This window comes from Caballeronia sp. LjRoot31 (assembly GCF_964253885.1).
In the GTDB taxonomy this organism is placed as follows: Bacteria; Pseudomonadota; Gammaproteobacteria; order Burkholderiales; family Burkholderiaceae; genus Caballeronia.
In genome coordinates this window covers 253,642-278,098 of the sequence record NZ_CAXURX020000003.1, presented here as the reverse complement: position 1 = coordinate 278,098, position 24,457 = coordinate 253,642, and the positions used below count along the sequence as shown (strand labels likewise).

The following is a 24,457-nucleotide window of genomic DNA, read 5'->3' as shown; positions in this document are numbered from 1 at the left end:
AATTTGTTAGCAAAGACTTAATGGCGAGCCACGAGACAATGGCTATGAGGACGCCGATCCCAATGTATTTAATGGCTGTCAGATGGTCGAACATCCCCACGAATAACAGCACCGCGCATACAACGGACAGGGCTTCCCCGGCCCGAGATTGCAATCTCAGGTTAATCATTGCGATTCCGGAGTTTGATAAACGATCTGGTGGCCGCGAATTGTACGATAAGCGCTTATTTGATGGGCTGATTGTGACGCGGTGTAATTGAATAATGTTGCCGTAAAGACCGACCCTGATTGCGGAATGGATTTCCTTTTCCGGGTTTAGATTTGGCCCTAACTTTAGCCTTGGCGCTTGGCGCGGCTGCAACGTCGCAAGGGCGGGTCATGCGCGGGTACTTGACAGCAACGTGCCCCGGCTCGTGCAGCTCATTAGCGCCTGCTCGCTGATGCGCCTGGTTTTGTGAGTCGAATTCAACGCGTTGCGATAACCAGTCCTCGTGGGGGCGCAGATGGAACAGCAAATAGATACGCTCGTGATAGGTGCTGGGCCTGCGGGCCTCGCGGTTGCTGCGTGCCTGAAGAAGCGGGGTGCATCCTGCATCATTGTGGACCGGGCGTCCGAGGTCGGTTCGAGCTGGCGCCGTCACTACGACCGGCTGCACCTTCACTCGGACCGGGATCGTTCGGCGCTGCCTTATCTTTCGTTTCCCGCTGGAACGCCACGTTATCCGTCGCGCGAACAGGTGATTGAGTATCTCGAACTGTATGCGCGGCATTTCAAGCTGGTACCGCACTTCAACGAGGAAGTCAGGACTGTACGGCCACACAACCCCGGATGGAATGTGACCACGACAGCCAGCGTCTATCATTCGCGGCAGGTGGTCGTGGCCACCGGCTACAACGCCGTTCCCTACCTGCCACGATGGCGCGGCCAGGAGCGCTTCGGCGGCCGCATATTGCACAGCAGCGACTACCGCAGCGGCGAGTCATTTCGCGGCCAGAGGGTTCTGGTCGTCGGCTTGGGCAACAGTGGTGGAGAGATTGCGATCGATCTCCACGAACACGGCGCGCGAGTGGCAATGGCGGTGCGCGGGCCGGTGAACATTGTTCCTCGCGAGGTCCTCGGTGTCCCCGTGCTCGCTATCTCTATTGCGTTGAACCGCCTTCCTGCCCGATTCGCTGACGCGCTGGCCGCACCACTCGTGCGGCTTACTATCGGAGACATCACAAAGCTGGGTTTCCGCAAACCCCCAATGGGTCCCTTTACGCAAATCAAGGCGAGGACACGAATCCCGCTCATCGACGTCGGCACAATCAAACTGGTCCGCGAGGGTCACATCGAGGTACTCGGAGACATTCGCGAAATAGGCGAGACTGAAGTGACATTTGATGACGGGCGTTCGCGGAGCTTTGATGCAATCGTTGCCGCGACGGGATTTCGCCCACAGGGCGAGGGTTTTCTGAGGCCACAGAGCGATATCCTCGAGGGGGAGCCGCCGCAGCCGCCGAACGGCGGGGAGGAAAAATCCGGGCTGCATTACTGTGGGTTTATCGTTTCGCCGACCGGTATGTTGCGCGACATCGGAATTGAGGCGCAACGGCTTGCAGACGAAATCACACGCCTTGAGCAGCACCCGGCATCTTGAGGATTCGAGGGTTCGAGGTTCCGGGTGCAAGCTCGCGCGTCTCGCGAAATGCGGTGGTTTCGGCAATCACAAGCGTAATCACCGCTACTACGATCTATCGCGCGTAATATCGAGTGCCAAGGGGCGGGCGAACTTCGCCATCCGAACAGTCCTGCGAAAAACCGAACGCCGAACGGGATAAGGGAGATGCGATGATCAATAACATGTACGAAGAGGGATTGAACAAGACCGCTGCCAACTTCGCGGCGCTGACACCTTTGACCTTCATCGAACGTGCGGCGTTGGTGTATCCAACCATGCCCGCCATTTCGCACGGTGCGGTGCGACGTGACTGGGCGCAGACCTATGCGCGCACGCGGCGTCTAGCCTCGGCGCTGAGTGCCAGAGGCATCGGCGTTGGCGATACGGTCGCCGCGATGCTGCCGAATATTCCCGAAATGATAGAAGCTCATTTCGGTGTCCCGATGATCGGCGCAGTCCTCAATACGCTCAACACCCGACTTGATGCAAACACGCTCGCGTTCATGTTGAATCACGGCGAAGCGAAAGTGGTGCTGGTCGACCGCGAATTCTCTGCCGTGATGCGCGTGGCGATCGCGAATGCAGACCGGCCGATTCTCGTCATCGATGTCGACGATTCCGAATATGCCGGACCTGGCGAGCGTATCGGTGAACTCGATTATGAAGCGCTGCTGGCAAGCGGCGATCCTGCATTCGAGTGGGCGCCTCCATCCGATGAGTGGAATGCGATCTGCCTGAACTACACGTCGGGGACAACAGGACATCCTAAGGGCGTGGTCTATCACCATCGCGGGGCGTACACCAACGCGGTCAGCAACATACTGGAATGGGATATGCCAAAGCACGCGGTGTACCTGTGGACGCTGCCGATGTTCCATTGCAACGGCTGGTGCTTTCCCTGGACCGTGGCCGCGCGGGCGGGCGTCAACGTATGCTTGCGCAAGGTCGATGCGAAAACGATCTTCGATCTGATTCGCCGTGAGCGAGTGACGCACTATTGCGGCGCGCCGATCGTGCAGAACCTGCTGGTCAATGCTCCCGACGAGATGAAAACCGGGATAACGCACCGTGTTCACGCCATGGTCGCCGGTGCGGCGCCGCCTGCGGCAATGATCGAAGGAATGGAGCGGCTCGGCTTCGAGCTGACGCATGTGTACGGCTTGACGGAGGTTTATGGCCCGGCGACGGTCTGTGCGCAGCAAGCTCAATGGAGCACGCTCGACATAAGTGAACGCGCGCGCCTGAATGCGCGGCAGGGCGTGCGCTATCACTTGCAGGATGCCGTGACGGTACGCGATCCTCTGACGATGCAGGAGGTGCCGGCGGATGGAGAGACAATCGGCGAGATCATGTTTCGCGGCAACATCATGATGAAGGGCTACCTGAAGAACCCGGCCGCCACGCAGGAAGCGCTTGGCGGCGGCTGGTTTCATACCGGAGACCTGGCGGTCGCTGATCCGGACGGCTATGTCCGGATCAAGGATCGCAGCAAGGACATCATCATTTCGGGCGGCGAGAATATTTCAAGCATCGAAATTGAAGATGTGCTGTATCGCCATCCAGCGGTACTTGCGGTCGCCGTGGTTGCGAAGCCGGACCTTCGTTGGGGTGAGACGCCTTGCGCTTTCGTCGAGTTAAAGGCGGGCGCAACGGCAAGCGCCGCCGAATTAGTCGCGCATTGCAGGGCCCATCTTGCCAGTTTCAAGGTGCCGCGCGCGGTGGAGTTCTGCGAGTTGCCGAAGACATCGACCGGCAAGATACAGAAGTTCGAGCTGCGTAAGCGCGCCGGATCGGTCGCGGCAATCGACGTATGACGGAGGCGAACATGAACGAAAGCGCCAATCCAGACCCGCAGGTGGTCATCGATCAGGATATCTACGGGGTGCCCGGCGCAGCGCGGATAACGCTGAACCGTCCCGAATCATTTAATGCGTTATCCGAAGCATTGATCGACGCGCTGCAGAGAAGTCTGGATGAAGTGGCTGCATCAGATGCGCGCGTCGTCGTGCTTGCGGGCGCGGGCCGTGCGTTTTGCGCGGGCCACGATCTGAAAGAGATGCGCGCCAAACCGTCGTTCGAGTATTACCAGGCTCTGTTTGCTCGATGCTCGCAGATGATGCTGACCATCCAGCGCATGCCGCAGCCCGTGATCGCACGCGTGCACGGAGTCGCGACCGCGGCGGGCTGCCAACTGGTCGCAATGTGCGATCTGGCGGTAGCCGCAAGCACGGCTCGCTTCGCCGTGTCGGGGGTCAATCTGGGATTGTTCTGCTCGACGCCGAGTGTGCCGCTGTCGCGCAATCTGTCTCGCAAGGCCGCATTCGAAATGCTTGTGACCGGCGACTATATCGATGCACAAACCGCGTGTGAGCGCGGACTTGTGAATCGAGTCGCCACGCCCGAGCGGCTGGACGATGCAGTTCATGCACTCGTGGTAAGTATCAGCGAGAAGCCGCGTGTAGCGATCGCCGCCGGCAAAAGTCTTTTCTACCGGCAACTGGAGGCAAGCATCGATACGGCGTACCAACTGGCCGGAGACACGATGGCGCGCAACATGCTGGACCACGCAGCGCTTGAGGGAACGGAGGCGTTCATTCAGAAACGCACGCCGCGGTGGCGCGAAACGTAAGGTGGCGAACGCAGTTGTTCACGCGTTGGCCTTGATGTCGCGCAAGCTTAACTGAAAGCGGAAGTGCCAACGCACAGCCCAACTGACGACCACTGCTGGGAAATGGTGATCGTCATAGAGCGATTTCGTCAGTGTGCCAATTTACGCCACCGATCCTGCAACTTGACAATGGCAGTTAGCGACATATTTTGCGAATGGCTTTAGCGGGGCGTCGCGTTCAGAATTGCGTAGCCCATGCACCCGCCGAGACCCAAAAATTGCGACGTGTGTCCAGACTGCAGGAGCAGGCCACTATGCCGAATACATATGGTCGTTACGGCGGTTGGAGGCTACGCTGTCGAGCATTAAATGCCACAAGCTCAATAAAACATCGCGTCAATCAGTTACCGGTGGGCCGGGCGCTTCGCTGCCCCACCGGGAAACTGACGGCAGTGCTCAGGTCGTCGACTCAGCGACCGTCGCGGCCTTCTCTGTCACTTCCTTTTTGGCGGGGACTTCGGTCTACCCGCTTTGTTTGCAGTACTCGTCTTCGTCGCGACGGCATCGGCAATCAAAAACTTCGTCCGGTCTTTTGCAGCCGCAAGCCACGCCGGCGCCGGACCACGCCCACTCCATGTCGCGCCGGTCTTGGGGTCAAAATATTTCGCGGGTTGCGGACCTTTGCGTTGTCCCTTATGAGCACGAGCGCCGGCGACATCCGCTGCTTTCCCGGGTGCAGTCTTCGCTTTACCAGCAGTACCGACGCTCGTTGCACGAGCAGCATCAGTACCACTCGTAATCAAAAACCTGGTGCGGTCCTTGACGTTAGCAATCCAGGCCGGAGCGCGGCCATGGCCAGTCCATGTCGCGCCTGTTTTGGCGTGACGATATTTCGGTAGAGCCCCGTTCTTTAGAGTGCCGGCAACCTTCGCCTGGACGTTCGAAGCAATGCCGTTGGCTGCTTTCGTTTCTCGTCTTGCCTTTGCTTTCGCCTCGATGTCCGCCGTAGTCAAGCCGTGAGTCAGCATAATTTTTCGGATTTGGTCGACCGCTGCTTGCGCCTTTTTTGCAATCAATGCATCGGCTTGCGCCTGCAGTTTTTTCATCTTTTCATGAAGTTGTTCGAGCGTTGGCATGTTGGCCTCCGTTAATGGACGTGGCCGCACTATGCCATGAGCGTCACAACTGCGAAAGCGCTGATAGCGTCTTCGTCCTATTCAACGTCCGGGATGAAGAGCATGGAAATATAGAGAATCGTCGAAACGACTATGATTCCAACACCGACAAAGACCTTCGTTCTGTTGAATTCAAGCCCGCCATCTATCGCGACTCCGATGCCGACTACCGAGGATAACGTACCAATGGCAGCGAGAGCGATGTGTACTTTGCTGAGCAATAATTTTCGGCGCGGCGGCTTATCCGGGTTAGAAGACTTCGGTTCCATTTGATATATCCTCATCGTGCGTTTGTGAGCACGGGCGCTCCCCCGGATACTCAGTGAGTCGACCCTCGACGAACATCTCGACCTTACAAACCCCGTAGTCGATTTGCCGCTGGCATACAACCATCGAAGGGCTGCCATACTTTCCCCGCATGCTCAATGCCCAAACTGGCTCAATGCCGATAAACCGTCATGTCTCGTTGAAGCGTGGTTTGTTCGAGTCGTAGAGCCGGACAATCCCGAACCATTTCTTGCTCGCCGCAGTGTACAGTCAGTTTGCATTATGTCCTGTTGGTGTCGTTGGAGTGAAGTACACGATGATCGAACCGTCCGTGTTCTTCACAAAAGTAAGCTCGCGGACCATCCAGGGTACGACTTCGCTTTAGGAGAACGCGGGAATCTCCTGCTCCGCATAGTCAGTCTTATTTTTTGGCAGCGCCATGACCATACTCTTGGCTTCATGACTATAGGGAGACGTATTTTCACTTTGCGGGACAGCACCTCCGGCGATGAAATAGCGAAGCCATCTCGGTCCTAACTGATCAATGTAATTCGCAAAACCTTGGCTGGGTGGGATCGGAAACTACTTAGTTTGCCGAATCCGAGTTGTGACGAAAATCATAATGCCTCGGTCTACTGCCGAATAAATTCGTGAGGAAATGCTTGGACGCTTGATCCAAGTCAAGGTGCTCCCGGGCCTGGGATAGTTCGGAAATTTTCGTCCCGTTGCTAACGACTCATTCGCCCGATGCCAAGGAGAATAGACGAGACTTTTTATTATCCAATTTCGCCGAACCGGACGGAATATCAGGGGACTCCTTCCCTCAAAGCGGGGCTTGCACAGGTGGATGCTCTTTTAAACAGGGTCTGCGGCTTAAGTGGTGTCGTGTCCGATTTGTGTCATGGCGCATCGCCGGTAAGCCGGATAAGCACTGAGTAGTTTCCGAGGCTGGTTTTAGTGTGGACACAGTCTATGATGGGGCATCAACTCAAAGGTCAACGTCAGATACCGTTTTGTTGAAGCGGGTTCTGCGGGCACGCAATGCGCATGCGCGGCTTCAGTATGCGTGGCTTAACTAGGCTGAAATTTAACGTCTCCAAAGTTACTAGTCAGTATAACTAATGCAGTTATAAAAGTTGATTCAACACACTTGAGGTCGTCTCCCTGACCTCCGGAAAACTTCTACCTGAAGAGGGCAAGACAATGGCCTACCAAAGCGTCAACCCTGGCACCGGCGAAATCCTTAAGAGCTTCGATCAACTGAACAACTCACAGCTGGAAAAGTCGCTCGCCGCCGCCGAGTCCTGCTTCCAGACCTGGAAGCACACCACATACGCGGAGCGTGCTGCGATCGTAGGGAAGGCCGCCTCACTGATGCGCGCTCACGTTGATGATTTCGCGAAGCTGGCGACGCTGGAGATGGGCAAGCGGATTGACGAAGCGCGTGGCGAAGTGAAGTTCAGCGCCGACATCCTCACTTACTATGCCGAGCACGCTGAAAAATTCCTGGCGCCGACCAAGCTCCATCCTAAAGTAGGCGCAGCCCACATGGAAAGCAGCCCGTTCGGCGTGCTCTTCTGCGTGGAGCCGTGGAACTTTCCATTCTATCAGCTTGCGCGCGTCGCCGGACCGCAACTGATGGCGGGCAACACGTTGGTGGTCAAGCACGCGGGCTGCGTACCGCAATGCGCGATTGCATTCGAAAAGCTCTGGATTGACGCAGGTGCACCGAAGGGCGCTTACACCAACCTGCTGATCTCGCATGAACAGTCAGAGCAAATTATCGACGACCCGCGAATCAAGGGCGTGGCATTGACGGGCAGCGTCGCGGCCGGCAAAAGTATTGCGGCCCGGGCGGGGCAGAACCTCAAGAAGACGTCGATGGAACTCGGCGGCAGCGACGCGTTTATCGTGCTCGACGACGCGGACCTCGAAAAGACCATTCCATGGGCTGTATGGGGGCGGATGTACAACGCCGGCCAGACCTGCTGCGCCGCGAAGCGATTCATCGTTCTCGATTCCATCGCCGACAAGTTTCTGGAGAAGTTCAAGCTCGCTCTGTCGGCGCTTACGCCTGGCGACCCGATGGACGAGAAGACCACGCATGGTCCCTTGTCCACCGAGGCGGCGCTGGTACAACTGCTCAAGCAGGTCGACGACGCAGTGGCCAAGGGCGCCAAACTGCTCATGGGTGGCAAGCGCATCGACCGGCCTGGTTCGTTCATGGAAACGACGATCCTCACGGACATCAAGCCCGACAACCCGGCGTTCCGTGACGAGTTCTTCGGCCCGGTCGTCTCGTTCTTCCGCGTCAAGGACGAGGCCGCCGCGATTGCTCTCGCGAATGACTCGGACTTCGGACTGGGCGGCTCCGTTTTCACCAGGGACGAGGCGCGTGGCAAGCGCGTGGCCAGCCAGGTCGACACCGGCATGATGTTCATCAATAACATTGACTGGTCCGACGCCGAACTGCCGTTCGGAGGCATCAAGTATTCCGGCTACGGGCGGGAGCTTGGCAACATGGGGATTCAGGAGTTCGTCAATAAAAAGCTGGTCCGCACCGCTGACCTGAACGCTCCGACCTGACTGTCACGACTCGCCACGGAAACTCCGACATGTACATCAACGTTGCCGTGCTAAAGGAAACACAGGCACACGAGCGCCGGGTGGCGCTCGTGCCCGCCGTCATTCCCAAGCTGATCAAGCTGGGTGCGAAACTGCACATGCAAACCGGCGCAGGAGCGGCTATCGATCTGAACGACGCGGCCTTCGAGAACGTGGTCTTCATGGCGGATCGAAGCGAATTGGTTAGGAATGCAGATGTCGTACTTGCCGTTCAACCACCCGCGCTCGATGTAATCAATGCGATGAAGGAGGGTTCGATCCTGGTTTCCTTCATTTATGAGCACAACGAGCCTGCACTGGTGAAGCGTTTGATCGAGAAAAAGATTACCTGCTTCGCGATGGAGCGGGTGCCGCGCATTACCCGCGCGCAAGCAATGGACGCGCTTTCAAGCCAGGCGGCGCTCGCCGGATATTACGCCGTACAGCTTGGCTCGACGCATCTGGCGCGCGTGCTGCCGAAGATCACGAGTGCGGCGGGCTCCCTCGGGCCGGCCCATGTACTCGTGATGGGAATGGGGGTCGCGGGACTTGAAGCTATCGCCACGGCTCACCGGCTTGGCGCGATTGTAGAAGGCTACGACGTGCGTCCCGAAACGGAGGAGCAGGCGTTGTCATTAGGTGCGACCTTCGTGAAGACCGGCGTCGATGCGCGTGGCAAAGGCGGTTATGCCCGCGAGCTAAGCGCAGAGGAAAAGACCAAGGTTGCGGCAGTACTCACACAGCATATTCAGGCAGCCGACCTGATCATCACGACGGCCGCTATCCCAGGCAAGGCATCGCCCAAGCTGATCAGCCACGAGCAGGTTGCGGGCATGAAGGCCGGCGCCGTCATTGTGGATTTGTCAGCCGAGGGGGGCGGTAATTGCGAGGACACGCGCCCCGGCGAGACGGTAAAACTGGGTGGCGTGACGATCGTTGCTCCGCTGAACGTACCTTCAATGCTTGGAGAGGACGCGAGCGAACTGTATGCGAAGAATCAGTACAACCTGCTCGCGTTGATCATGAAAGACAACGTGATCGAGATCGACTGGAGCGATGAAATACTCGCCAACACGGTTCTCACGCATGCGGGTGAGAACAAAGCTGCCAAGAGTGACAAAGGCGACAAAGCAGCAAGATCGGACACGCCCGCCGTGCCGCCTGAGAAAGCGGCACCGGCCACATCCAGTTAGATATCACGAGCCGACAGAGGACACACGCATGGACTTCCAGATCAGCATCTCCGGCTTCGTTGCCCTTTACATCTTCATGCTCGCCGCTTTCGCGGGATGGGTCATCATCGGACACGTGCCGGCGATCCTTCATACGCCCTTGATGTCCGGTTCGAACTTCGTGCACGGTATCGTGGTGGTGGGCGGAATCTATGCGCTTCTGAACGCATCGACGGTGCAGGAGCAGGTGATCGGCTTCTTCGCCGTGCTGCTCGGCGCAGGCAATGCCGCAGGAGGCTATGCCGTTACCGACCGCATGCTGGCGATGTTCAAGACAAGCGGCACTCCCGCGAAGCGGGGCGGCCACGGCAAGACGGCTCGCGTGAAGTCGATCCACGCAAAGAAGCATTGAGGACGCCGCCATGCTGACCCTCATTGAACAACTCGGCATCGGTGCGGCTGATCTGGCTGCTGCCTTTCTTTTCCTGTATGGACTGCACCGCATGTCATCGCCCGTGACGGCGCCTTCGGGCATCTTCGTCGCTGGAATAGGCATGGCGGTGGCCGTGCTCGCGAGCTTTCTCTATGCCTTCGGTGTCGACACTGCTGCGCGTTCTAACCTGCCGGTGAACATCGGCCTGGCTGTCGTCGCCCTCGTGCTTGGGGGAGGCGCGGCCTGGTGGAGCGGCCGTAAGGTGGCAATGACGGCCATGCCGCAAATGGTCGCGATCTACAACGGCATGGGCGGCGGTGCGGCCGGCGCTATCGCCGCCGTGGAGTTGTTCGGCAACAAGGCGCAAGGCGAGACGGAGCTCATCGTGACCTTGCTGGGAGCGTTGATCGGCGCGGTGTCGCTGTCGGGCTCGCTGATCGCCTGGGCCAAGCTCGACGGGGTCATCAACAAGCCGGTCCGGGTGAAGGGCCAGCAAGCCTTCAACGCGCTGGTGATGCTCGTGACCGTCGCGGTCGGCGCATACATTGTCGTGGCGAGCGCGGACAAGGCCGCACTGGTACTGGCCATGCCGACCACGATCTACCTGTTCTTTGGTTGCGCGTTGGCGCTCGGCATCCTGATGACGTTGCCGATCGGCGGCGCCGACATGCCTGTCGTGATCTCCATTTTCAATGCCTTCACGGGCCTGGCGGTGGGGCTTGAGGGCTACGTGCTTCAGAACCCGGCGCTGATGATCGCGGGGATGGTGGTGGGTGCTGCCGGCATGCTGCTGACGTTGCTGATGGCGAAGGCGATGAACCGCTCCGTCAGCAACGTGGTCTTCACGAACTTCGGAGAAGTGGCGAAGCACAAGCAGGGGAAGATAAAAGGCAGCCTGAAGCCCATACAGCCGGGCGACGCAGGTATCGCGATGCGCTATGCGGCGTCGGTCATCATCGTGCCGGGCTACGGCCTCGCCGTGTCGCAAGGCCAGGGCAAGCTCTTCGAGTTCGTCAAACTGCTGCAGGCGGGCGGCGTGTCGGTGAAGTTCGCGATCCATCCGGTTGCAGGCCGGATGCCGGGTCAGATGGACGTGCTGCTGGCCGAGGCGGGTGTGCCCTACGACCTGATTGTTCAACTGGAGGACATCAACGACCAGTTCGCCAGTACCGATGTGGCCCTTGTGATTGGCGCCAACGACGTGGTGAATCCGGCCGCGCGCACTGATAAATCCTCCGCTATCTACGGCATGCCGATCCTCAACGCTGATTACGCCAAGAAAGTATTCGTGATCAAGCGTGGGGAAGGCAAGGGCTACGCCGGTATCGTCAATGCCCTTTTCTACGCCGATAACTGCGACATGGTGTATGGCGATGCGCAGACCGTGCTGGTCAAGATGATCGAGGCAGTCAGAGGCCTGAATTTGCCCGCCGTGGCGTAAAGCGGCTGACATATATTAACCGAGGGAAAGATCATGAAAACGAAGATGCAAGCCGCTATTGTCGAAGCGTTCGGCAAGCCGCTCGTGCTGAAGGAAGTCGACATTCCAGCGCCAGGAACAGGGCAGGTGCTGGTCAAGACCGAGGCCTGTGGCGTCTGTCATACCGACCTGCATGCCGCGAATGGAGACTGGCCCTTGAAGCCTTCATTACCGTTCATCCCGGGTCACGAGGGGATTGGCATTGTCACTGCAATCGGTGCGGGTGTCACGGCCGTGAAAGAGGGCGACCGCGTTGGCGTGCCCTGGCTCTATTCCGCCTGCGGACATTGCGAATATTGTCTCGCGGCGCGCGAGCCCGTGTGTCCGGAAGCTCAGTTCGGCGGCTATACAAAGAACGGCGGCTTCGCCGAGTACATCCTCGCGGACCCCAATTACGTAGCGCACATTCCGGCGCATCTGGCCGCCCGCGATGCAGCCCCGCTTATCTGCGCCGGCATCACGTCTTACAAGGGCATCAAGGAAACGCTGGCCCGTCCGGGCGAATGGGTCGTCATTTCAGGCGTCGGAGGCCTGGGACATCTGGGTATCCAGTACGCCAAGGCCATGGGTCTGCACGTTTGCGCGGTCGACATCGACGACGGCAAGCTCGCCCACGCCAAACGTCTGGGCGCTGACGTGATGGTCAACGCCCGGGACGAAGACCCGATCGCCGCCGTCAAGAAGGCCACCGGTGGCGGCGCCCATGGTGTGCTGATTACCGCGCCATCGCTCGGGGCGTTCAAGCAGGGTGTAGGCATGACCCGCAAGCACGGAACCTGCGTTTTGGTGGGCCTGCCGCCGGGTGAATTCCCGACTCCCTTGTTCGACGTGGTAGCCAACTGCATCACGATCAAGGGCTCGTTCGTCGGCAATCGCCGCGACATGGCCGAAGCGCTTGCCTTTGCCGCGGACGGGAAGGTGAAGGCGGATATCGAGTTGCAGCCGCTATCGGCGATCAACGACGTGTTCCATCGGCTGGCGCACGGCGACGTGCCTTCCCGCGTGGTGCTGGAGTTCACGAGTCATTGAGCGGCGCAATAGACCAGGCCTGAGTATTTTCCGAGGCTATCGCCCAGCGGCGGATGCGGGCTACTCTGTGCATGCAAATCGAGCGATGAAAGAGGGTGCTTTATCGTTGGCTTGAACTTCACCGCCCGACGCAATCAGCGCATCGGTCCAGACATGGGGGCGATCTGTCGTGACTAGTGCACACGGTTTTCTGTCGAAGCCCGCCAGCTTCCAAAACGAGGCCATCGAGTCGCTCGTCTCGCGCCACGCGTGCGATCCGCACGCGCTGGTGCAGATCCTCCGTGAGGCACAGGCGCTGCATACCTGGCTGCCGCGCGACATGCTGCGTTATGTGGCGGACACGCTTGGGCTGACACTTGCCCATGTTGAGGGCGTCGCGACGTTCTACCGTTTCTTTCACACCGAACCGGTGGGCGAGTACCGCATACTCTTCAGCGACAACATTACCGACCGTATGCAAGGTAACGCTGCATTGCTGGCCGACTTGTGCCAGCGCCTGGCGGTTGAGCCGGGTCACATGCGCGCCGACGGCCGGGTCAGTGTGGATTTCTGTTCCTGCACCGGCCTTTGCGATCAGGGACCGTCGTTACTGATCAACCACCATCAGGTTGTCACCCGGCTCGACGCCGAGCGCGTTGCTGCGATCGCTGTCCTGATCGAAGCAAGGGTGGCGGTCTCTGACTGGCCGGCGCATTGGTCTCGCGTGGATGACCACATCCGACGCGCCGATGTCCTGCTAGGCACTCCGTTACCGCCCGGCGCAGCCATTGCTGCCGCGTTGGCGCGCGGAGCACGCGCTTTGGTAGACGAGATGACGATCTCGAACCTGCGCGGACGCGGTGGCGCAGGTTTTGTCACCGGCAAGAAATGGGAACTCTGCCGCGATGCGGCGGGCAGCGACCACTACATGGTGTGTAACGCCGACGAAGGCGAGCCCGGAACCTTCAAGGACCGCGTGCTGCTGACCAGTCACCCCGACATGGTGTTTGAAGGCATGACGATTGGTGCGCTCGCGATCGGAGCCCGGCACGGATTGATGTATTTGCGTGGTGAATATCGCTACCTGCTGGAGCCATTGCGCGATGTGCTGCAGCGCCGCCGCGATGCGCATTTGCTGGGGACCGCCATTCAGGGACACGCTGGATTTGATTTTGACATTGAGATTCATGTCGGCGCCGGCGCGTATGTATGCGGCGAGGAGTCGTCGCTGATCGAGTCCCTTGAGGGCAAGCGTGGTACGCCTCGTATCCGTCCGCCGTTTCCCGCAGAGCACGGTTATCTCGGGCAACCTACTGCAGTGGACAACGTTGAAACCTTGTGCGCCGCGACGCACATTGCATTGCAAGGCAGCGCCTGGTGGGCGGCTATCGGCACGCCCAAGTCAACTGGCACCAACATCCATTCCGTATCGGGCGATTGCGATCGGCCGGGTATTTATGAGTATCCGATGGGCACGAGCATCGATCGCATCCTCGAAGATTGCGGCGCGCATGACACCCAGGCGGTGCAGGTCGGCGGCCCGTCGGGGAAGTGCCTCCCGGCGACAGAGTTTGGTCGTCGCATAGGGTTCGAAGACGTACCTACGGCGGGTGCATTCATGGTGTTCGACCGGTCGCGAGACATGTTCGAAGTGGCACGCAACTATGCGGGATTTTTCGCCGAGGAGAGTTGCGGTTTTTGCACGCCGTGCCGGGTGGGCACGGCGCTGGTCGTCAAGAGCATGGACAAACTCGCCGCCGGCCGAGGCTCGCGTCATGACGTCGATTTACTCTGCAGCATTGACAAGCTGATGCACGGCACCACGCATTGCGGCCTGGGCGGCTCGGCCTGCAACGCCCTTCACGACACCATCGTCAAGTTTCGGCCTGCCTACGAGCGACGGCTGAAGTCGCTGCACTTCGAGCCAGCATTCGATCTCGACGCCGAGCTTGCGGACGCACGCCGCGTAACCGGCCGAGATGACGCGGCGGCGCACCTGGAGAGCGCCTCATGACTACGCTCGCCGAGACCGGCAATACAGGCGCCACGTTCTCGCTCGACGGTGACGACGTGCCCTTTGAGCCGGGCGACACCATTCTGCAGGCAGCACGGCGGGCGGGGCGTTACATCCCGCACTTATGCTGGCATCCGGACTTTCCTGCGCAGGGCTCATGCCGCGTTTGCACCGTGAAGGTCAAGGGCCGCGCCGGCTCGGCATGTACCTTGCACGCCGCCGCAGGCGAGGTCGTCGAAAGCAATACAGACGAGCTGAACGCCGATCGCAAGATGCTCATTCAGATGTTGTTCATTGAAGGCAATCACTTTTGCCCCTCTTGCGAAAAGAGCGGCAATTGCCTGCTGCAGGCGACGGCCTACGAGATGAACATGGAGGGCGTACTGTTCGATGAGTTCTACCCGCGACGCCCGATCGACGCAAGCCACGCAGACGTCATGATTGACTTCAACCGCTGCATCCTGTGCGAGCTGTGCGTGCGCGCGAGTCATGATGTCGATGGCAAAGACGTTTTCGCCATCGCGGGTCACGGGATCAGAACGCATCTGGTGGTCAACAGCATGAGCGGAAAGCTGGTCGATACCGATATGGCGCTCACCGACCGGGCTGCGAGCGTTTGCCCTGTCGGTGCGATCCTGCCCAAGCGGCGCGGCTTCGTGATCCCGATCGGCGAGCGCCGGTACGACCCGCACACGGCGGCCGATGCGGACACGCAGGAGGCGTCATGAGCCCTGTCATGAATCCGGCCATGAACGTCGACGTAGCCCCCCGGCCCGCCAAGTTGAAGGTCGCCACCGTTTCGCTTGCGGGTTGCTTCGGCTGCCACACCTCCTTCCTCGACATCGACGAGCGTCTGCTGGAGCTGATCCAGCATATTGAGTTTGACCGCTCGCCGCTAACCGACATCAAGGAAGTCGGCCAGTGCGACATCGGACTGATTGAAGGGGGAGTGTGCAATTCCGAGAACGTGCTCGTGCTGCGCGCGTTTCGTGCCCACTGCAAGACGCTGGTGGCCATGGGTGCTTGTGCCATTAATGGCGGCTTGCCGGCCGAGCGCAATCGCTTCGAGCTGGGCGTCTTGCTCAGCGAGGTTTATCACGACCGCCCGGGCCTGAGCGAAGGCAGCGAGATTCCAAACGACCCCGAACTGCCGCTGTTGCTTCGGCAGGTGCGTCCGATCCATGCAGTCGTGCATGTCGACTACTTCTTGCCCGGTTGCCCGCCGTCGGCGGATGCATTCTGGAGTTTCCTGAACGACCTGATGGCCGGACGCACACCGCAACTCGGTCACGCGTTGATGCACTACGACTGAGAGCGAGGACCAAAACGCAATGAGCTTCGACCTCGAAACCGCCGCAGAACCGAAAGGCCTGCGCCGCGTGGCTATCGACCCGGTGTCGCGCGTCGAAGGGCACGGCAAGGTGACGATCCTGCTCGACGAGCAGAATCGCGTGAAGCAGGTGCGCCTGCATATCGTCGAGTTCCGCGGCTTCGAGAAATTTATCGAAGGGCGTCCCTATTGGGAAGTCCCGGTGATGGTGCAGCGTTTGTGCGGCATCTGTCCGGTCTCGCATCAACTCGCGGCGGCCAAGGCGATGGATCTCGTGGTCGGCGCACAGCCGATTACGCGCAGTGCGGAGAAGATCCGTCGGCTGATGCACTACGGCCAGGTCATGCAATCGCATGCGCTGCACTTCTTTTATCTCGCGTCGCCCGACCTGCTGTTTGGCTTTGACTCGGAAGCCGACCTGCGCAACATCGTTGGCGTAGCGCAGGCACACCCGGACATCGCGAAGAAGGGCATCCTCTTGCGCAAATTCGGGCAGGAGCTGATCCGCGTCACGTCGGGCAAGCGCATCCACGGCACTGGCGCGATACCCGGCGGAGTGAACAAGCACGTGAGCCAGGCCGAACGCGATCTGCTCTATCGCGATGTGGACCAGATGATCGCCTGGGCGGCCGATGCCGTGGACATCGCCAAACAGTTGCACGCGCAAAACCCCATCCTGTATGACGGTTTCGGGAGCTTTCGCTCCAACATGCTGTCACTCGTTCGAGCCGATGGCGCGATGGATCTCTACGATGGCGTGCTGCGTGCGCGCGACGCCGATGGCAAGATCATTCTCGATGGCGCGAGCGACCAGTGCTACATGGACCTGATAGAAGAAGAGGCCAGGCCCTGGACGTACATGAAGTTTCCCCACCTGCGAAGCCTCGGCCGTGATGCCGGATGGTACCGGGTCGGACCTTTGGCGAGAGTTCAAAATTGCGACTTCATTCCTAGCCCGCTTGCGGAAGTGCAGCGCCAGGAGTTCGTCGCCTGGGGCAAAGGCGCGCCGGTTCACGCCACGCTTGCCTACCACTGGGCGCGGATGATCGAGGTGCTGCATACGGTGGAGGTCATCAAGGATCTGCTCAACGACCCGGACATCCTGCAAGGGGAATTGATGGCCAGCGGCGAGCGCCGGGGAGGGGGCGTGGGTATCATCGAAGCGCCACGCGGGACCCTCATTCACGACTATCAAGTAGGTTCCGACGACCTGGTGAGCATGTGCAACCTGATCGTCTCGACCACGCACAACAACCAGGCGATGAACGAGGCGGTGCGCTCGGTCGCACGTCAGTATCTGGATGGCCGCGAGCTGACCGAAGGGCTCCTCAATCGTATTGAAGTGGCTATCCGTGCTTTTGACCCCTGCCTGTCGTGCGCCACGCATGCGCTGGGTCAGATGCCGCTAGATGTTGTACTGCTTGGGGCTGACGGTGAACTAGTCGATCACGTCGTGAAGTCGCCGCATGGCGAGATGGTGCGCAACGCCCAGGCGTTCGTGGAGCCGCTCCCATGATTGCTCCCATGCTGGTGTGCGGGTGGGGCAATCTGAGCCGTGGCGATGACGCGCTAGGCCCGTTGTTCGTGCAGCAATTGTGCACGTGGGCCGGGTCAGCGAACGACAGCCGTGTGGAGTTTCTCGAAGACTATCAGCTTCAAATCGAGCACGCACTGGACCTCGTGTGTCGTGAGCGCGTGCTGTTCGTCGATGCCAGCCTGACTTGCACAGCCCCGTTCGAGGTTACATCGCTGAGTCCGGCGCGTGACGCGACCTTCACCACGCACGCCATGTCTGCGCCGTCAGTGATGCAGGTGTACCGCGACCTGTACCGCGTCAATCCGCCGCCATGCACGCTGCTGGCAATTCGAGGCATGCGTTTCGAACTAGGGGAGCCGCCCGGACCGCTCGCGCTCGAACACCTGGCGCTAGCGCTGGCCTGGGGGCAAGCCTGGTTAGGAAATAGCGTACCGCCGCCCGCCATCGCGCCTGAGGCCATGCATGCATGAAATCAGCCTGGCTGGCGGCATCCTGCGCATGGTCGAAGAAGCTGCCGCGCGCGAGCACTTCTGGCGGGTTTCGCAACTGCGTCTTGAGATCGGCGCGTTGGCCGGTGTCGAAGCGCAGGCCCTGCGTTTCGCGCTCACTGCCATGATGCCCGGCACCTGTCTGGAAGGGGGGAAGATCACCATCGACGAGATTCCCGGCACGGCCCGGTGCCTGCACTGCGCCGCCAGCGTGGAGATTGAAAGCTATCTTGAACCCTGCCCGCGATGCGGCAGCTTCACCTTGCAGACCACCGGGGGCTCCGAGCTACGCGTGGTCGACCTCGTGGTGTTCGACGGTTGAATTTTGAAGGAGAGGGTCATGTGTGTCGTCTGCGGCTGTAACGCCGAATCAAGCTCCGAGTCAAACTCCCAGCGCACCGATGCGGGGGAAACAACTTCCAGCGCTTTCCATGCACCTATGGAGACGGGTGACGGCGATCTTCACTATGGCGTTGGCGCCGCCCGATTGTCGGTGCCCGGTATCAGCCAGGCGCGCACCATCCACATGGAAGCCGATGTGCTGGGCGAGAACAAGCGCCTGGCAAACCGCAATCGAGCGCATTTCGCGGCGCATGGCGTGAGCGCGTTCAACCTCGTCTCCAGCCCCGGCTCGGGCAAGACAACGCTGCTTTGCGCGAGCATCAACGCGCTCAAGATCCGCAGGCCGGGCTTGAGCGTGGCGGTGATCGAGGGCGACCAGCAAACTAGCGTCGATGCGGACCGCATTCGCGCCACCGGCGTATCGGCGATCCAGGTCAACACCGGCCGCGGCTGCCATCTGGATGCGCAAATGGTGGGCGACGCTTTCGCGCGTCTCGATCTGCACGCAAGCGCGCATCACGGCCACGGTGCTCACGGTGCCGATGCGCTGCTGTTCATCGAAAACGTCGGCAACCTGGTTTGCCCGGCGCTATGGGATCTGGGCGAGGCCGCCAAGGTCGTGGTGTTGTCGGTGACTGAAGGCGAGGACAAGCCTCTCAAGTATCCGGACATGTTCGCCGCTGCAACACTGATGGTGATCAACAAGATCGACCTCATGCCTTACGTCAGTTTCGATGTGTCCAGATGCATCGGGTACGCCCGACAAGTCAACCCCGGCATCGAGGTGCTGCTCGTGTCGGCCACGACCGGCGATGGCATGGACCGCTGGCTGGACTGGCTGTTGCCCCAGTGCGGTGACCCGGATCATCGTCCGGTGGCCGAACCGTTCGGGCACGACACTGCTGCGCAACGGATCACGGCGTCAACCGGCGTGACGCCATGATCCATTCAGCCCGCTTGCCAAAAGCGGCACCCGCGCGCGTGCTGGCCTGCGGTGCATACCTGAAGAACACCGCCTGCCTGATCGATGGCCAGCGAGTGCTGTGGTCCGCCCCGCACGGAGATCTCGTCGGCGCAGCCAACCGCGAGGCGCTGGACGACTCGGTCGAGGAACTGCTGCGTGCCGCATCGGGGCCGGTGCAGGCTGTGGCACATGACCTGCATCCGGATATTTACAGTACTCACGTTGCACAGGCGCTGGCGGGCCGTCTGGGCGTTCCGGCGATCGCTGTCCAGCACCATCATGCGCACATTGCGGTGGTCCAGGCCGAGCAAGGAGTAGCCGGTCCTGTCATCGGCCTCGCGCTGGATGGTGTGGGCTTGGGCGACGACGGCAGCGCATGGGGTGGCGAAGTACTTTGGGTGGATTCGGCCGCCCATCGGTGGCGTCGACTGGATCATTTGGCGCCCTTGTTATTGCCCGGCGGCGACGTGGCTGCGCGCGAACCCTGGCGCATGGCCGCTGCCCTACTGCACCGCCTGGGCCGTACCGACGAAATCGAAGCAAGGTTCGCTCCGGTGGTTGGCGTGGTTGCGGCGCGCGTCGTGCGCAGCCTGCTGGAGCGTCAGGTCAACAGTCCCTCCACGACAAGTGCCGGCCGCTGGTTCGACGCTGCCGCTGGCGCGTTGGGACTGTGCGTTCACCAAACAGTCGAAGCAGAAGCGGCCATTGCACTGGAGCAGCAGGCCAGAATGTGGCTGGAGGCCCACCCCGAATTCAGCGTGCAATGGACCTCGCTCGATCTGGCGCCGCTCGTAGCCGAATTGTTCGCGATGGCCGGCCAGGGCGTCGCGTCGAGCGCGCACGGTGCGGCGATTTTTCACCTGGGTCTGGCCGCTGGTCTGGCACACACGGCCACCGAGGCTGCGCGCGCACATGGCACCCGAACCGTCATTCTGGGGGGCGGCTGTTTCCTCAACCAGGTCCTTAGCGAACGTCTGAGCGCAGCGCTGCAAGGCGCGAGCCTGGTGGTGTTGCGACCACAAAGCGTGAGTTGTGGCGATGCGGGCCTCGCGCTAGGTCAGGCGTGGGTGGCGGGCTGCACCATCAATGCCGGTCAAGGAATGCTATCTGCTGAGGAAACCTTATCATGTGCCTAGCGTTGCCTGCTCGTGTTATAGCGCTCGACGGCATGGACATGGCCGTCGTCGACCTTGGTGGCGTGCGGAAACGAATTTCGATTGCGCTGGTGCCCGAGGTTCAGGTCGGCGACTATGTGATCGTTCATGTGGGTTATGCCATCGGCATGCTCGACATAGAGGAAGCGGAAGCAACGCTTAAACTGTTCGCGGAGCTGGCCACGTGAAATACGTCGATGAATTCCGTGATGGCGCGCTCGCCCGCAACATTGCCGCCAACATCGCGGGAGAAGCTGAAGCGTCCCGGCGATACAGTTTCATGGAGTTTTGCGGCGGCCACACACATGCTCTAGCCCGCTATGGCGTCGTGGATCTGCTGCCTCCAAATGTACGCATGATCCACGGCCCCGGTTGCCCTGTGTGCGTGCTTCCCATTGGGCGTGTGGACATGGCCTTACGTCTCGCACTCGATGCCGGCGTGATGCTGTGTACCTACGGCGATGTGATGCGGGTACCGGCATCGGACGGCTTGTCCCTGATGCGTGCCAAGGCCCGCGGCGCCGACATCCGCATGGTGTATTCCCCGCTCGATGCATTGAAGCTCGCCGTCGACAACCCACGACGCGAAGTGGTATTCCTTGCCATCGGTTTCGAGACCACCACGCCGCCGACCGCGCTGGCTATCCAGCAAGCAGCGTGTGAAGGGCTGAAAAACTTCAGCGTGCTGTGCTGCCACGTGCTGACGCCGGCCGCCATTACCCACATCCTTGAATCCCCGGAAGTGCGTCAATACGGCACGGTCGAGATCGACGGTTTTGTCGGGCCGGCCCACGTGAGTATCGTGATTGGATCGGGTCCCTACGAGGGGTTTGCCAAGACCCATCGCAAGCCGGTGGTAATCGCCGGGTTCGAGCCCCTGGACGTGATGCAGGCCATCCTGATGCTGGTGCGCCAGGTCAATGATGGCCGCGCCGAGATCGAGAATGAATTTACGCGTGCGGTGAATCGCGAAGGCAATGCTCGCGCCCAGGCTGTGACGGCGCAGGTGCTCGAAGTGCGCGCTACGTTCGAGTGGCGCGGACTGGGTGAGGTGCCGATGAGTGCACTCAGGATTCGCCCGGAATATGCGCTCTTCGACGCCGAGCGTCGCTTCGATCTGAACTACCGTGCGGTGCCCGACCATAAGCAATGCGAATGCGGTGCAATCCTGCGCGGGGTCAAGAAGCCCATCGACTGCAAGCTCTTTGGCACCGTCTGCACACCGGACAATCCGATGGGATCCTGCATGGTGTCGAGTGAAGGCTCGTGTGCGGCGCACTACTCATACGGAAGGTTCCGGGACATCCCGGTGGTGGCCGCATGAAGTTGCAGTACTCAGCGTGACGCACTTTTGATCGAGATCGCCGATCCATGGATACACCGAAAAGACATTACACACGTCCTCTGGATATGAAGCATGGCCGCATCGACATGAACCACGGCGCGGGCGGCCGTCTGTCGGCACAGTTGATCGAGGAGATATTCACTCGCGCTTTCGACAATGAATTCCTGCGGCAGGGCAATGACGGGGCGCTCTTGCCGGTGCCTGCCGGCCAACGGTTGGTCATGGCTACCGACGCGCATGTCATTTCACCTCTGTTCTTTCCCGGCGGCGACATCGGCTGCCTTGCGGTGCACGGCACGCTCAATGATGTAGCGATGCTGGGAGCGACGCCGCTCTACCTGAGCGCGTGCTTCATCCTCGAAGAAGGCTTGCCGTTGGCGGAGCTTAAACGCATCGTGCAGTCGATGGCCAGTGCCGCGCTTGATGCAGGCGTGCCTATTGTCACCGGGGACACGAAGGTAGTCGAGCGGGGTAAGGGTGACGGCGTTTTCATCAGCACAACGGGGATCGGCACAGTGCCTGAGGGACGCGTCATCGGCGGGGCTTGTGCGCGGCCCGGCGATGCGGTGTTGCTGTCGGGAACGATCGGCGAGCACGGCGTCGCGGTGTTGTCTCAACGCGCTTCGCTGGAGTTTGAGACCACGATCAAATCCGACACAGCTGCATTACACACGCTGGTCGCGGCGATGTTGGCGGCTGCCCCCGTTGGCGCGATACATGTGCTTCGTGACCCCACTCGCGGCGGGCTCGCGACCACGCTCAATGAGATCGCGGGGCAGTCCAACGTGGGCATGATGCTGGAGGAATCTGCTATTCCCATACTGCCTCAGGTCGATGCTGCCTGCGAATTGCTCGGCCTGGATCCGCTGTATATCGCCAACGAAGGCAAGCTGGTGGCGATCGTCGCGCCGGAGGCTGCAGCGGCGGTGCTGGCGGCAATGCATGCACACTCTTTGGGCCACGCAGCCGCGTGTATAGGCAGCGTCACAGAAGACGAGAATTGTTTTATCCAGATGAACACATGTGTTGGTGGACGGCGCGTTGTCGACTGGCTGAGCGGCGAGCCGCTGCCGCGCATCTGTTGATCTCGTGTGTATTACCACCAGAAAGTGAGTAGTTTCCGAGCCTGCACAGTCGACCAGGTGACGACTATCATCAAAGTCGATGATGATGCGATTGCGTTCCAAGTCGGCGTCCATCGAAACAAACAACGCGAGATGCAGAGATGAAAAACGCTCTCGTTTGTTTCAACTGACCTCCACGGAGATTCACGATGCAAGCAGGAATGACTGGATTGAACGCTGCGCTCTTCGAGCGGTTTACCTCGCGCGGTGAAGCATTGTTTTCTGACAAAATATTATCAGTCATGCGAAACGAATTCGAAGGCCATCCGGAAAGATCGACCCCGAAAGCAGGGGCTTGAGATGGTCGCACCCCGGTCGGACGCATTTGTTTTTTTCGGCGCTACCGGCGATCTGGCATACAAGCAGATCTTCCCGGCGTTACAAGCCATGATTCGACATGGTCGCCTCGACATGCCGATAATTGGCGTAGGCAGATCGCCATGGGACAACGATCGTTTCATCGCGCGGGCGCGAGACAGCATCGAAAAGCACGCCACGCTGGACGCTGCGGCTTTCGAAAAACTCGCTTCCCGACTGCAATACGTCGTAGGCGACTGCCGCGACGAGCTGACTTACCGGCACTTGCGCGAGGCCCTCGGCAACTCCGGACAGCCCTTGTACTATCTTGCCCTTCCCCCGGAAATATTCGGGGTCGTGGTAGATGGCCTGTCCCGGTCGGGCTGCGCCAAAAATGCCCGCGTGATGGTTGAAAAACCGTTTGGGAGCGATCTCGCTTCGGCACAGGCCCTGAACGCATTGCTCATGAAATCCTTCGCGCCATCGGCCGTGTTCCGCGTCGATCATTACCTGGGCAAGGAACCGATCCAGAACTTGTTGTACTTCCGCTTTGCGAATGCGCTCGTTGAACCGGTATGGAATCGTCGCTATGTAGCGAGCGTTCAGGTCACCATGGCTGAATCATTCGGGGTGCAGGGCCGTGGGAGTATGTACGAAGGCGTCGGGGCTATCCGGGATGTCGTGCAGAATCATTTGCTGCAAGTGGTTTCATTGCTGGCGGCCGAGCCCCCGGTCGCCGATCATCCCGATGCAATGCGCGATGCGAAACTGAGCGTATTCGAGGCGATGCAGCCAATCTCTGCGGACGAGACAGTGCGAGGACAGTTCCGTGGATACCGGGATGAGCCCGGCGTCGCCCCTGATTCCCAGGTTGAGACCTTCGTTGCGTTGCGTCTGCATATCGAGAACGAACGGTGGGCCGGCGTGCCGTTCTATATCCGGGCCGGCAAACAGATGCCCGTGACCGGTACCGAGATCATGGTGAAACTTAAATCGCCGTCGCACGCAGTCTTCGATACCGCAGCATCGGGCCAATCAAACTACTTCCGCTTCCGGATCAGCCCCGACGTGCTGATCTCGGTGGGCGCGCGCGTCAAGGTCCCTGGCGAGGTCATGGCAGGCGAAACGGTGGAACTCCTCGCACATCGTCATCCTGGCGATGAAATGGCGCCATACGAACGCCTGTTCGGCGACGCGATTCTGGGGGACGCGTCGCTATTCGCGCGCTATGACAGCATTGAGGCTGCCTGGCGCACCGTTGCACCCATTCTTGGGAACACCGTTCCAATCAGGTACTACGAATCGCCGAGCTGGGGACCGGCAGAAAGCGAACAGCTTATCGCGCGTGATGGCGGCTGGCATAGCCCGGTTGCAAACGCCACGAACGAGGGCGATGCCGGATGATGTGGCTTTCACACCGGCAACGGCGATTCCACGGTGATACGCTAGGCAGC

General features: G+C 60.2%; 22 protein-coding genes and 1 pseudogene. 20 read left to right on the top strand and 3 right to left on the bottom strand.

The features are described 5' to 3' along the window. Nucleotides 1-503 precede the first annotated feature (503 nt). From ACSQ8V_RS30020 to ACSQ8V_RS30010, 3 genes are all read left to right on the top strand, one after another. The gene (locus ACSQ8V_RS30020; RefSeq protein WP_436208200.1) at nucleotides 504-1,640 is read left to right on the top strand and encodes a flavin-containing monooxygenase; all 1,137 of its coding nucleotides are present in this window, start codon (nucleotides 504-506) and stop codon (nucleotides 1,638-1,640) included. Between the two features lie 191 nt (nucleotides 1,641-1,831). Continuing rightward, the gene (locus ACSQ8V_RS30015; protein ID WP_436208199.1) at nucleotides 1,832-3,475 is read left to right on the top strand and encodes an acyl-CoA synthetase; all 1,644 of its coding nucleotides are present in this window, start codon (nucleotides 1,832-1,834) and stop codon (nucleotides 3,473-3,475) included. 11 nt (nucleotides 3,476-3,486) lie between these two features. Beyond that, a complete protein-coding gene (locus tag ACSQ8V_RS30010; RefSeq protein WP_436208198.1) occupies nucleotides 3,487-4,290 on the top strand; it encodes an enoyl-CoA hydratase in 804 nt (267 codons plus the stop codon). A 30-nt stretch (nucleotides 4,291-4,320) separates the two neighbouring features. Here ACSQ8V_RS30010 and ACSQ8V_RS30005 read toward each other — a convergent pair. From ACSQ8V_RS30005 to ACSQ8V_RS29995, 3 genes and pseudogenes are all read right to left on the bottom strand, one after another. Beyond that, nucleotides 4,321-4,431: pseudogene (locus ACSQ8V_RS30005) on the bottom strand (IS6 family transposase); the annotation flags it as partial. A 332-nt stretch (nucleotides 4,432-4,763) separates the two neighbouring features. After that, complete coding sequence (locus ACSQ8V_RS30000) at nucleotides 4,764-5,405, bottom strand: H-NS family nucleoid-associated regulatory protein (protein ID WP_436208197.1); 642 nt, start codon at nucleotides 5,403-5,405, stop codon at nucleotides 4,764-4,766. 77 nt (nucleotides 5,406-5,482) lie between these two features. Further along, on the bottom strand, nucleotides 5,483-5,713 hold the full coding sequence (locus ACSQ8V_RS29995; RefSeq protein WP_436208196.1) for a hypothetical protein: 231 nt from the start codon (nucleotides 5,711-5,713) through the stop codon (nucleotides 5,483-5,485). Nucleotides 5,714-6,914: 1,201 nt separating this feature from the next. Here ACSQ8V_RS29995 and ACSQ8V_RS29990 point away from each other — a divergent pair. From ACSQ8V_RS29990 to zwf, 17 genes are all read left to right on the top strand, one after another. Continuing rightward, nucleotides 6,915-8,297, top strand: a complete 1,383-nt coding sequence (locus tag ACSQ8V_RS29990; RefSeq protein WP_436208195.1) for an NAD-dependent succinate-semialdehyde dehydrogenase — start codon at nucleotides 6,915-6,917, stop codon at nucleotides 8,295-8,297. Between the two features lie 29 nt (nucleotides 8,298-8,326). Next, a complete protein-coding gene (locus tag ACSQ8V_RS29985) occupies nucleotides 8,327-9,508 on the top strand; it encodes an NAD(P) transhydrogenase subunit alpha (RefSeq protein WP_436208194.1) in 1,182 nt (393 codons plus the stop codon). 28 nt (nucleotides 9,509-9,536) lie between these two features. After that, complete coding sequence (locus ACSQ8V_RS29980) at nucleotides 9,537-9,899, top strand: NAD(P) transhydrogenase subunit alpha (protein WP_436208193.1); 363 nt, start codon at nucleotides 9,537-9,539, stop codon at nucleotides 9,897-9,899. A gap of 10 nt (nucleotides 9,900-9,909) precedes the next feature. Further along, nucleotides 9,910-11,361 carry an NAD(P)(+) transhydrogenase (Re/Si-specific) subunit beta gene (locus tag ACSQ8V_RS29975; RefSeq protein WP_436208192.1) on the top strand — a complete coding sequence of 484 codons (1,452 nt, stop codon included), beginning with the start codon at nucleotides 9,910-9,912 and terminating at the stop codon, nucleotides 11,359-11,361. 33 nt (nucleotides 11,362-11,394) lie between these two features. Then, on the top strand, nucleotides 11,395-12,429 hold the full coding sequence (locus ACSQ8V_RS29970) for a zinc-dependent alcohol dehydrogenase (protein WP_436208191.1): 1,035 nt from the start codon (nucleotides 11,395-11,397) through the stop codon (nucleotides 12,427-12,429). Between the two features lie 169 nt (nucleotides 12,430-12,598). Then, nucleotides 12,599-14,422, top strand: coding sequence for an NAD(P)H-dependent oxidoreductase subunit E (locus ACSQ8V_RS29965; RefSeq protein ID WP_436185385.1), 1,824 nt, complete (start codon nucleotides 12,599-12,601; stop codon nucleotides 14,420-14,422). Then, nucleotides 14,419-15,150: a 2Fe-2S iron-sulfur cluster-binding protein gene (locus tag ACSQ8V_RS29960; RefSeq protein WP_436185384.1), complete on the top strand. Its 732-nt coding sequence runs from the start codon at nucleotides 14,419-14,421 to the stop codon at nucleotides 15,148-15,150. Before ACSQ8V_RS29965 ends, ACSQ8V_RS29960 begins: the two co-directional genes overlap by 4 nt. Continuing rightward, nucleotides 15,147-15,734 carry an NADP oxidoreductase gene (locus ACSQ8V_RS29955; RefSeq protein ID WP_255631400.1) on the top strand — a complete coding sequence of 196 codons (588 nt, stop codon included), beginning with the start codon at nucleotides 15,147-15,149 and terminating at the stop codon, nucleotides 15,732-15,734. Before ACSQ8V_RS29960 ends, ACSQ8V_RS29955 begins: the two co-directional genes overlap by 4 nt. 19 nt (nucleotides 15,735-15,753) lie before the next feature. Then, complete coding sequence (locus ACSQ8V_RS29950) at nucleotides 15,754-17,268, top strand: Ni/Fe hydrogenase subunit alpha (RefSeq protein ID WP_436208190.1); 1,515 nt, start codon at nucleotides 15,754-15,756, stop codon at nucleotides 17,266-17,268. Beyond that, a complete protein-coding gene (locus ACSQ8V_RS29945) occupies nucleotides 17,265-17,759 on the top strand; it encodes a hydrogenase maturation protease (RefSeq protein ID WP_213764880.1) in 495 nt (164 codons plus the stop codon). The genes ACSQ8V_RS29950 and ACSQ8V_RS29945 overlap by 4 nt, the downstream gene beginning before the upstream one ends. Continuing rightward, on the top strand, nucleotides 17,752-18,099 hold the full coding sequence (locus ACSQ8V_RS29940; protein ID WP_436208189.1) for a hydrogenase maturation nickel metallochaperone HypA: 348 nt from the start codon (nucleotides 17,752-17,754) through the stop codon (nucleotides 18,097-18,099). Before ACSQ8V_RS29945 ends, ACSQ8V_RS29940 begins: the two co-directional genes overlap by 8 nt. Before the next feature lie 18 nt (nucleotides 18,100-18,117). Beyond that, nucleotides 18,118-19,062, top strand: a complete 945-nt coding sequence (gene hypB / locus ACSQ8V_RS29935; protein ID WP_436208188.1) for a hydrogenase nickel incorporation protein HypB — start codon at nucleotides 18,118-18,120, stop codon at nucleotides 19,060-19,062. Then, a complete protein-coding gene (locus ACSQ8V_RS29930; RefSeq protein WP_436208187.1) occupies nucleotides 19,059-20,219 on the top strand; it encodes a Kae1-like domain-containing protein in 1,161 nt (386 codons plus the stop codon). The genes hypB and ACSQ8V_RS29930 overlap by 4 nt, the downstream gene beginning before the upstream one ends. After that, complete coding sequence (locus tag ACSQ8V_RS29925) at nucleotides 20,210-20,425, top strand: HypC/HybG/HupF family hydrogenase formation chaperone (RefSeq protein WP_436208186.1); 216 nt, start codon at nucleotides 20,210-20,212, stop codon at nucleotides 20,423-20,425. Before ACSQ8V_RS29930 ends, ACSQ8V_RS29925 begins: the two co-directional genes overlap by 10 nt. Continuing rightward, entirely contained in the window at nucleotides 20,422-21,561 is a 1,140-nt protein-coding gene (gene hypD, locus ACSQ8V_RS29920) for a hydrogenase formation protein HypD (RefSeq protein WP_436208185.1), read from the top strand. Before ACSQ8V_RS29925 ends, hypD begins: the two co-directional genes overlap by 4 nt. Before the next feature lie 47 nt (nucleotides 21,562-21,608). Continuing rightward, entirely contained in the window at nucleotides 21,609-22,667 is a 1,059-nt protein-coding gene (gene hypE / locus ACSQ8V_RS29915; RefSeq protein WP_436208184.1) for a hydrogenase expression/formation protein HypE, read from the top strand. Between the two features lie 339 nt (nucleotides 22,668-23,006). Beyond that, the gene (gene zwf / locus ACSQ8V_RS29910; RefSeq protein ID WP_436208183.1) at nucleotides 23,007-24,407 is read left to right on the top strand and encodes a glucose-6-phosphate dehydrogenase; all 1,401 of its coding nucleotides are present in this window, start codon (nucleotides 23,007-23,009) and stop codon (nucleotides 24,405-24,407) included. Nucleotides 24,408-24,457 lie beyond the last annotated feature (50 nt).

Bases quoted from the DNA above. Each gene is read 5' to 3' on its own strand.
- ACSQ8V_RS29970 (WP_436208191.1), top strand. From the start codon at position 11,395: ATGAAAACGAAGATGCAAGCCGCTATTGTCGAAGCGTTCGGCAAGCCG.
- ACSQ8V_RS29945 (WP_213764880.1), top strand. From the start codon at position 17,265: ATGATTGCTCCCATGCTGGTGTGCGGGTGGGGCAATCTGAGCCGTGGC.
- ACSQ8V_RS29960 (WP_436185384.1), top strand. From the start codon at position 14,419: ATGACTACGCTCGCCGAGACCGGCAATACAGGCGCCACGTTCTCGCTC.
- ACSQ8V_RS29980 (WP_436208193.1), top strand. From the start codon at position 9,537: ATGGACTTCCAGATCAGCATCTCCGGCTTCGTTGCCCTTTACATCTTC.
- zwf (WP_436208183.1), top strand. From the start codon at position 23,007: ATGGTCGCACCCCGGTCGGACGCATTTGTTTTTTTCGGCGCTACCGGC.
- ACSQ8V_RS30020 (WP_436208200.1), top strand. From the start codon at position 504: ATGGAACAGCAAATAGATACGCTCGTGATAGGTGCTGGGCCTGCGGGC.
- ACSQ8V_RS29985 (WP_436208194.1), top strand. From the start codon at position 8,327: ATGTACATCAACGTTGCCGTGCTAAAGGAAACACAGGCACACGAGCGC.
- ACSQ8V_RS29950 (WP_436208190.1), top strand. From the start codon at position 15,754: ATGAGCTTCGACCTCGAAACCGCCGCAGAACCGAAAGGCCTGCGCCGC.
- ACSQ8V_RS29990 (WP_436208195.1), top strand. From the start codon at position 6,915: ATGGCCTACCAAAGCGTCAACCCTGGCACCGGCGAAATCCTTAAGAGC.
- hypB (WP_436208188.1), top strand. From the start codon at position 18,118: ATGTGTGTCGTCTGCGGCTGTAACGCCGAATCAAGCTCCGAGTCAAAC.
- ACSQ8V_RS29995 (WP_436208196.1), bottom strand. From the start codon at position 5,713: ATGGAACCGAAGTCTTCTAACCCGGATAAGCCGCCGCGCCGAAAATTA.
- ACSQ8V_RS29930 (WP_436208187.1), top strand. From the start codon at position 19,059: ATGATCCATTCAGCCCGCTTGCCAAAAGCGGCACCCGCGCGCGTGCTG.
- ACSQ8V_RS29925 (WP_436208186.1), top strand. From the start codon at position 20,210: ATGTGCCTAGCGTTGCCTGCTCGTGTTATAGCGCTCGACGGCATGGAC.
- ACSQ8V_RS30010 (WP_436208198.1), top strand. From the start codon at position 3,487: ATGAACGAAAGCGCCAATCCAGACCCGCAGGTGGTCATCGATCAGGAT.
- ACSQ8V_RS29940 (WP_436208189.1), top strand. From the start codon at position 17,752: ATGCATGAAATCAGCCTGGCTGGCGGCATCCTGCGCATGGTCGAAGAA.
- ACSQ8V_RS30015 (WP_436208199.1), top strand. From the start codon at position 1,832: ATGATCAATAACATGTACGAAGAGGGATTGAACAAGACCGCTGCCAAC.
- ACSQ8V_RS30000 (WP_436208197.1), bottom strand. From the start codon at position 5,405: ATGCCAACGCTCGAACAACTTCATGAAAAGATGAAAAAACTGCAGGCG.
- hypE (WP_436208184.1), top strand. From the start codon at position 21,609: ATGGATACACCGAAAAGACATTACACACGTCCTCTGGATATGAAGCAT.
- ACSQ8V_RS29955 (WP_255631400.1), top strand. From the start codon at position 15,147: ATGAGCCCTGTCATGAATCCGGCCATGAACGTCGACGTAGCCCCCCGG.
- ACSQ8V_RS29975 (WP_436208192.1), top strand. From the start codon at position 9,910: ATGCTGACCCTCATTGAACAACTCGGCATCGGTGCGGCTGATCTGGCT.